Annotated in this window: 8 protein-coding genes; 3 read left to right on the top strand and 5 right to left on the bottom strand. The window is 59.1% G+C overall.

Annotated features, from left to right (window positions below):
* Window positions 1–641, bottom strand: a 641-nt coding sequence (locus K5D32_RS13640) for a toxin VasX (protein ID WP_409372869.1), incomplete at its 3' end; no start/stop codon positions are given.
* Complete coding sequence (locus K5D32_RS13635) at window positions 634–1515, bottom strand: DUF4123 domain-containing protein (protein ID WP_221600610.1); 882 nt, start codon at window positions 1513–1515, stop codon at window positions 634–636. The genes K5D32_RS13635 and K5D32_RS13640, both read right to left, overlap by 8 nt.
* Window positions 1516–1922: 407 nt before the next feature.
* Between K5D32_RS13635 and K5D32_RS13630 the strand changes: the two genes are divergently transcribed.
* A complete protein-coding gene (locus K5D32_RS13630; protein ID WP_200992569.1) occupies window positions 1923–2225 on the top strand; it encodes a SelT/SelW/SelH family protein in 303 nt (100 codons plus the stop codon).
* A 99-nt stretch (window positions 2226–2324) separates the two neighbouring features.
* A complete protein-coding gene (locus tag K5D32_RS13625) occupies window positions 2325–3146 on the top strand; it encodes a UDP-2,3-diacylglucosamine diphosphatase (RefSeq protein WP_221575514.1) in 822 nt (273 codons plus the stop codon).
* 6 nt (window positions 3147–3152) lie between these two features.
* Here K5D32_RS13625 and K5D32_RS13620 read toward each other — a convergent pair whose 3' ends face one another.
* Together K5D32_RS13620 and K5D32_RS13615 are read right to left on the bottom strand one after the other, a co-directional pair.
* Window positions 3153–3464 (bottom strand): DUF962 domain-containing protein, encoded by a 312-nt coding sequence (locus K5D32_RS13620; protein ID WP_200992567.1) that lies wholly within the window; start codon window positions 3462–3464, stop codon window positions 3153–3155.
* A gap of 57 nt (window positions 3465–3521) precedes the next feature.
* The gene (locus K5D32_RS13615) at window positions 3522–4976 is read right to left on the bottom strand and encodes a TrkH family potassium uptake protein (protein WP_025261224.1); all 1455 of its coding nucleotides are present in this window, start codon (window positions 4974–4976) and stop codon (window positions 3522–3524) included.
* A gap of 162 nt (window positions 4977–5138) precedes the next feature.
* Between K5D32_RS13615 and K5D32_RS13610 the strand changes: the two genes are divergently transcribed.
* The gene (locus K5D32_RS13610; RefSeq protein ID WP_025261223.1) at window positions 5139–5699 is read left to right on the top strand and encodes a nitroreductase family protein; all 561 of its coding nucleotides are present in this window, start codon (window positions 5139–5141) and stop codon (window positions 5697–5699) included.
* Between the two features lie 33 nt (window positions 5700–5732).
* On the opposite strand, the gene K5D32_RS13605 is transcribed toward K5D32_RS13610, so the two are convergent.
* Window positions 5733–7073 carry a HAMP domain-containing sensor histidine kinase gene (locus K5D32_RS13605; RefSeq protein ID WP_221600608.1) on the bottom strand — a complete coding sequence of 447 codons (1341 nt, stop codon included), beginning with the start codon at window positions 7071–7073 and terminating at the stop codon, window positions 5733–5735.
* Between the last annotated feature and the right edge of the window lie 34 nt (window positions 7074–7107).

Here is a 7107-nt window from a genome sequence, read left to right as displayed (position 1 = left end):
ATGGACGAATCGGCAAAGCGTTTGTCCTCGACCACGTATTCCTTGTCGATATCGGCCACGGCGGTGGCCAGATCCAGCAGGGGCAAGGTGTCGGGTTCGTTCAGGGTGGTGCAGAAACGCGCCAGGTCCACCGGCTTCATCCACAAGGCACGGCTGTCGGCATGGGAGCGCATGTGCTCGCAGAGGCGCCACGTCCATTGCACAGGGGAAAAGGCCAGGTGCAGGCGGTGCTTGCGGGGATAAAGCAGATAGGGTTTGCCTTCGCCCTCGCCGCTGCGCACATCCTGCCCCTGATGGGCCGCGGTCAAGACGATGCGCGTCAGGCAGGCATCGACGCCCGAGAAGGTGTACTCATGAAAGGTGCCGGCCGTTTCGTCGAACACATAGACATAGCCATCATAGAGCTGGCGCAAGGTGTAACTGCGGGTCTTGAGCCTGGGCAAGGCGCTCCAGCGGCCCTGCGCGGGCAAGGGCTTGAGCTGTGCGGGGTCGACATCGTAACGGGAACGATCCAGAGCGTAGCGCACCGGAACAATCGCCACGTCCGGCCCCTTGAAAGGGCACAGACTGGTGCCGGTTGAGGGTGTCTTGTCGAAGCGGGTTGCACGCCGTTGTTGAAGGGTGCCGTGCTTTTCAGTCATTTGCTGCGCCCGTGGTGTGGCGTGCGTATTCGGCGATCACTTCGACACGAACTTCGGGAGGCAGTCGCGCCTTTTCGGGGAACTGCGTCAGCCAGCGCTGGTAAGGGCTTTCAGCCCGATCCATGAAGTCCAGGCCCCAGATGTGGCAGATATCTGCCCAGGCGACGAAGGAGTAATCACTTGCCAGTCCCCATGCCCGGCCTTTTTCCAGTACTTGCTCCATCCAGCTCTGGACCTGTTCGCTCGTCTGGTTGGTGAACGCCGATGGATGGTGATCGGTGAGCCATTCATGAAGCTGCTCCATGAACAGCCACTTGCCAGCCTGCTCGAAGGCGGCCAGTTGCGGTTCGCCTTGCAGCGCAAAGCGTGGGTCCCAGTCTTGGAGTGGTTTGTTGTGGGCAAAGTGGGTGAAAGGATGATCAGGCTGGGTGTGCCAGCGATGAACCGGTGTCTTGACCCATAAGTCGGTGACTGGTCCCAGCAATGAGTCCAGATGATCCTGGGGATAGCTCGACAACCAGAAATACGTCACGACGGGGTCGGCAAAGCGCAGCAGGCTGCTGTTGCCTAGGTGGTCCGTTGGCTGGAGAAAGTGGCGCAGATGGTTGGAGACGGTGCGCAAGGGGGCCTGACTGGCGAAGACACTGGCATACAGATGCTGGGCTGGAGTCTGTTGCCACTCGGTCATCAGGGTTGTGCCGAAAGGTGCATGTACCAGAATCGGTCCTTGCTCTTTGACAGGCTCCAGGCATGTCGACAGGTAAAGGGGCAGGATCTCCAGAGGCTCGTTCCGTTGTTGCAGTTGGCAAATGACATTCGGGTGCAGGGCACCATCGATCAGCATGTAATTGGCCTTGTAAGCAGGTGTGAACATCCCTTGTTCCTTTGTTCTTGCGAGCGACGCTGCTCGCTTAATGGCATAGCCTCTATCAAGAGTCATGCCTGAAATTATTTCCCTATTTAAATCAATAGCTTGAATTTTCTATGAGCGATTTCTGCCTGTTTTTTGAGCAAATTCTCCTGATGAACTGCGCAAAAAAATGCGCATGTGCGCAATATCGTGCGCAGCAGGGTGGCGTGCTTGATCTGCAAGGGCTGTAGCGGTTTGCAGAGTGTTTTTTGCAGATGGAGTGCGCAAAACATTGCGCATCAAGGCTTGTGGCTACTATTGATAGGTGGGCAGTTAAAAAATGGAGTTCCACATACGTCATGAAAACAAGGAATGTTTATCATGTGCCCTATCATGGGTATATCAATTGATTTGTCTTGAAGAGCTCGTCCATGCCACTCGAAAAAGCTGAAGTTGTCATTACCTATTGCACCCAATGCCAGTGGTTGTTGCGCGCCGCCTGGCTGGCCCAGGAGTTGTTGAGTACGTTTTCGGACGATCTAGGCAAGGTTTCTCTGGAGCCCGGGACGGGTGGGGTGTTTCGCATCACCTGCGCGGGCGTGCAGATCTGGGAGCGCAAGGCTGACGGGGGCTTTCCGGAGGCCAAGGTGCTCAAGCAGCGGGTGCGTGACCAGATCGATCCGCTGCGCGATCTGGGCCACAACGACAGGTCGGGCCAGCCTGAAAATCCGTAAGGGCAGCGCTGGGGCTCTGTCACTACACGGTCATGCGGGCGTCACATTCAATTAACCCGCATGCCGCACTCTCTTGGAAAACCTGCCGGAGGTCTTCCCATGAGCAGTGCTCAGCTTGCCAAACCCAGCTCCAAGCAACGTGTGCGGACCTTGTGGATTTCCGATGTGCACCTGGGCACTCGCGACTGTCAGGCTGAGCATCTGTCGATGTTCCTCAAGCGCTATCAGGCCGACAAGGTGTATCTGGTGGGCGACATCATCGACGGCTGGAAGATGCGCAGCGGCATGTACTGGCCCCAGGCGCATACCAACGTGATACGTCGCTTGCTGACCATGAGCAAGCGTGGCACCGAGGTGATTTATATCACCGGCAATCATGATGAGTTTCTGCGCCGTTACTCGAAACTGATCCTGGGTAATATCCAGTTACTGGACGAGGCCGTGCACGTGACGGCGGACGGTCGTCGATTGCTGGTGATTCATGGGGATCAGTTCGACGTCATCACGCGCTATCACCGCTGGCTGGCCTTTCTGGGGGATTCGGCCTACGAATTCACGCTGACCCTCAATCGCTGGCTCAACCACTGGCGGGCGAAGTACGGCTACGGTTACTGGTCGCTGTCGGCGTACCTGAAGCACAAGGTCAAGACAGCCGTGAGTTTCATCAGCGACTTCGAGGAAGCCATTGCCCACGAATGTGTGAAGCGCGGCCTCGATGGCGTGGTGTGCGGGCATATTCACCATGCTGAAATCCGCAGGGTCGGGGAGGTGGAATACCTCAACTGCGGCGACTGGGTGGAGTCCTGTTCCGCCCTGATCGAGCATCTGGACGGCACCATCGAACTGTTTCGTCTGGCCGACGCCCATCTTCAGCAAAAGGCCGCTGCGCAGCAGGAGCCTGTGGTTGAGTCCGTCGTCTGATGCTGTCTAGAACGGCACCTTGCCCAGCAGCATGTCCCGGTACATGACGAAGTCACCGAGCAGGCTATAGAACGGATGCTTGAAAGTGGCTGGCCGGTTCTTCTCGAAGAAGAAATGCCCGGCCCATGCAAAGCCGTAACCGGCAACGGGCAGCAGCCACAACAACCACCATCGACCACTGCCGACACCGAAAGCCAGCAGGAAAATCACCAGGCTGGTGCCGATGAAGTGCAGGCGTCGGCTGGTGCTGCTGCGGTGTTCCTGCAGATAGAAAGGATAGAACTCGGCGAAGCTGGTGAAGCGTTTGACGTGATCCATGATGCCCACCCTCATGTCAGCTCGCTCCAGTCTAGCCGAGTGAAGGTGAACCCTGCATCAATGCCGCCAGAACGCGGGTACGCAAAGCACCAGCACCGTGATGATCTCCAGGCGCCCCAGCAGCATGCCGGCGGACAGAATCCATTTCGCAGCATCCGGCAGTGTGGAGAAATTGCCTGCTGGACCGATGATTTCACCCAGGCCCGGCCCCACGCCGGATACCGTGCTCGCGGCGCCGGTCAGGGCTGTCATCCAGTCCAGGCCCAGCAGGGAGAGCAGCAGGGCGATGACGCAAATGGTGATGGTGAAGAAGAACGAAAAGGTCAGGATCGAGCGAACGATTTCGTCGTCCAGCCTGTGTCCGTTGTACTTCTGCTTGATGACGGCCCGCGGGTGGATCAACTGATTGAGGTTGGCCTTGAGCAGGATGTAGGCCACCTGGAAGCGGAAGATCTTCACGCCGCCAGCCGTCGAGCCGGAACAGCCGCCAATGAAACCCAGATAGAAAAACAGCATCAGTGAGAAATTGCCCCACAGGCTGTAGTCGCCCAGGGCGAAGCCGGTGGTGGTGACCACTGACGTCACGTTCAGGGCCACATGGCGCAGTGCGTCGCTCCAGGGCAGATCGGTGGTGGCGCCGTACCAGAGAGTCATCATGAGCCAGGTCACCAGCAGCAGACCGATCAGGCCCTGAACCTGTTCATCCTTGATCAGCGCCTTGCGATTGCCGCGCAGGGTCGCCACGTAAAGCGTAAAGGGCAGGCTGCCGAGGATCATTACCACGATTGCGACCCAGTGCACCGCCGGTTGCGGCCACTTTGCCAGGGAAAGGTCGGACGTGGAGAAACCGCCAGTGGAAATCGCTGACATCGCATGGTTGATTGCGTCGAACAGGCTCATGCCCGCTGCCCAGAACGCCAGGCTGCCCAGGGCGGTAAAGCCGACATAGGCCAGGACGATGAACTTGGCCACCATGTGTGAGCGTGGCATGACCTTCTCGGACCGGTCGGAAGACTCGGTCTGGAACAGACGCATGCCACCGATGCGCAGCAGTGGCAGGATCGCTACTGCCATGCCGATGAAGCCGATGCCGCCCAGCCAGTGCAGCATGGAGCGCCAGATCAGAATCCCCGGTGACATGCTGTCCAGATTGCTCAGCACGGTCGAGCCGGTGGCGGTAATGCCTGACATGCTCTCGAAAAACGAATCGGTGTAGCTGATGTGCTGAGTCAGCAAAAAGGGCAGGGCGGCGAAGATGCAGACGATGATCCAGCTGGAAACCGTGAGCATGTACATGTCCCGCGGTCGCAGGTGCACATGTTCAGGTCGGCCCGGCACCACAAGCGCCAGACCCGCGATAAAGGTAATGGCGCTGGCCCACAGAAATGAGCGCAGGTCTTCAAAGCGCTCGTATATGACGAGTGTTGCCATGGGCACGATCATGGCAACCGCCAGAGTGATCAGGAATATGCCGATGATGAAACCGATAATGCGAAGGGTCGGCAACGCCATGAACTGCTCGGACTGAATAGGGAAGGGCGGTCATTTTACCTGTGCCAGAGGGCATGTAAACCGACTGGCAAAGGTCATTGGTGGTAAGTAATTGTTCGACGTGCTCGTTATTGACTCTGAACCCATTCTAGAATGCCCGATCAATTCTCAAGGAGGTCGCCCATGGAGGCACTCGACGTTTTGCTCAATCGTGTTTCTGTACCACGATTGGTCGATCCCGCTCCGGATGCTGCACAGCGGGAAATCCTGTTTGGCGCAGCCTTGCGCTCACCCGATCATGGTCAACTGCGGCCTTATCGTTTCATCACGGTCGAAGGTCCGGCTCGCGAGCGCATGGGCGAGTTGCTGGTCGAGGCTCTGCAGCAGGGTGGTGGTGAAATCACGCCCCAGGCTCTGGACAAGGCGCGTCTGGGGCCGTTGCGTGCTCCGCTGGTGGTCGTGGTGGTTGCGCGCTTGCAGGATCACTTCAAGGTGCCGCGCAAGGAGCAACTGATTACCGCTGGCTGCGCCGCGCATGCCGTGCTACTGGCCGCTTATGCCCAGGGTGTCGGAGCGGTATGGCGTACGGGCGATCTGTCGTACTCACCCCATGTTGCCAAGGGCTTCGGACTGGCTGATGACGAAGAGGTCATTGCCTTCCTGTATCTGGGCACGCCACAAAACCCGCCACGTGAAGCGCCGAAAGTGGACGTGGGTGGTTTTGTCAGCGAGTGGCAGGGCTGATGACCGGTCGCTCGGGCGAGCGACCGGAGTCGATCAGTTTGTCTGCGGGTTGACAGGTTCCAGCGGTATTTCCAGCGTGGCAAGGAAGCCGCCTTCCGGGTGATTGCCCAGTGTCAGGCTGCCACCATGACGCTCCGCCGCCCGTTTGGCGATGGCCAGGCCCAGGCCGTGGCCGGGCGCTGTCTGGCCGGGTGCGCGGTAAAACGGTTCGCCCAGTTGTGGCAGATGTTCTGCCGCGACGCCGGGGCCGCGGTCGCGCACGCTCAGTTGCACATGATGGCCCACGCGCATGGCCTGCACATCGATGGGCTGTCCCGGCGGACTGAAGCGCAGGGCGTTGCGCAGCAGGTTGTCCACCGCACGTTCGAGCATGTCCGGCCAGCCTTGCAGTTGCAGGTTGTCCTGGACCTGAACCCTGATGTTCTGAGGTTCGTCGTCCAGTTGCGTGTCGTTTTTCAGGCGCTGCAGCATATTGCCCAGTTCCACAGGCTCCGGGCTGCCAAAGTCGGCATCCAGGCGGGCCAGTGCAAGAATCTCGCTGATCAGGGCTTCCAGGCGGTCGCATTCGCGGCCCAGGCGTGGCCAGAGTTTTTCCCGTTCTGCCGGTTCCGCTCGCTCTGCCAGTGCCAGGGCAATGCGCAGCCGTGCCAGCGGCGAGCGCAGTTCATGGGACACATCGCGAAGTAGCTGACGCTGGCTGCCGATCAGGCTTTGCAGGCGTGCGCCCATGCGGTTGAAGTCGGTCGCCAGTACACCGAACTCGTCCCGGCGGTTGGCCAGCTGTGCCAGGCTGTGTTGCTGATAGCTGGTTTGCCCCAGATCGTGCACGGCACCGCGCAACCGACTCAGTGGCCGGGTGATGGAGAGCGTTACAAAAAGGCTGAACAGCGTCAGTACCACCAGCGCGATGCCCAGTGCGCTCAGTGGCCACATCAGGCTCTGGCGGTGCCAGTCTTCGATCTCTGGATGCGGGATGCGAAAGATCAGCAGGTAAGTGATGCCGGTACTGTCGCTGGTGTATTCGGTGGTCAGGCGGCGCCATGGCAACTGGCGCGAGTCGTCCTGCTGACGGGCTTCAAAGGCTGCTGCCCGTGGAGGAAAGGTGCCGAGCACCACTGGTTCGCCATTGTCATTGAGCACCTGCACATCGATGCGGTTGCGGCGCTTTACGTTCTGCAGGTAGTCCTGTGCCGTGGCTGCGCCTTGCTCCTCATAGATCTGCACCCACTTTTTCGGCAGCTCGTTCAGGACCGGATGACGGCTGAGAATCCAGGCATCCTGATTGAGCATGTGCCCAAGCAGAATCGACAGGCCTGCAACCAGGGCTATGGCTAACCAGAAGCTGGCCAGGATTCGCCAGAACAATGAACGCACAGGATGACCTCAATGGAGAAACCCGACAGGCAGG

This window comes from Pseudomonas cichorii (genome assembly GCF_019719005.1).
GTDB classification, from domain to species: Bacteria; Pseudomonadota; Gammaproteobacteria; order Pseudomonadales; family Pseudomonadaceae; genus Aquipseudomonas; species Aquipseudomonas cichorii_E.
This window is presented reverse-complemented; position numbering and strand designations above follow the sequence as displayed.

Bases quoted from the DNA above. Each gene is read 5' to 3' on its own strand.
- K5D32_RS13635 (WP_221600610.1), bottom strand. From the start codon at position 1,515: ATGTTCACACCTGCTTACAAGGCCAATTACATGCTGATCGATGGTGCC.
- K5D32_RS13630 (WP_200992569.1), top strand. From the start codon at position 1,923: ATGCCACTCGAAAAAGCTGAAGTTGTCATTACCTATTGCACCCAATGC.
- K5D32_RS13625 (WP_221575514.1), top strand. From the start codon at position 2,325: ATGAGCAGTGCTCAGCTTGCCAAACCCAGCTCCAAGCAACGTGTGCGG.
- K5D32_RS13620 (WP_200992567.1), bottom strand. From the start codon at position 3,464: ATGGATCACGTCAAACGCTTCACCAGCTTCGCCGAGTTCTATCCTTTC.
- K5D32_RS13615 (WP_025261224.1), bottom strand. From the start codon at position 4,976: ATGGCGTTGCCGACCCTTCGCATTATCGGTTTCATCATCGGCATATTC.
- K5D32_RS13610 (WP_025261223.1), top strand. From the start codon at position 5,139: ATGGAGGCACTCGACGTTTTGCTCAATCGTGTTTCTGTACCACGATTG.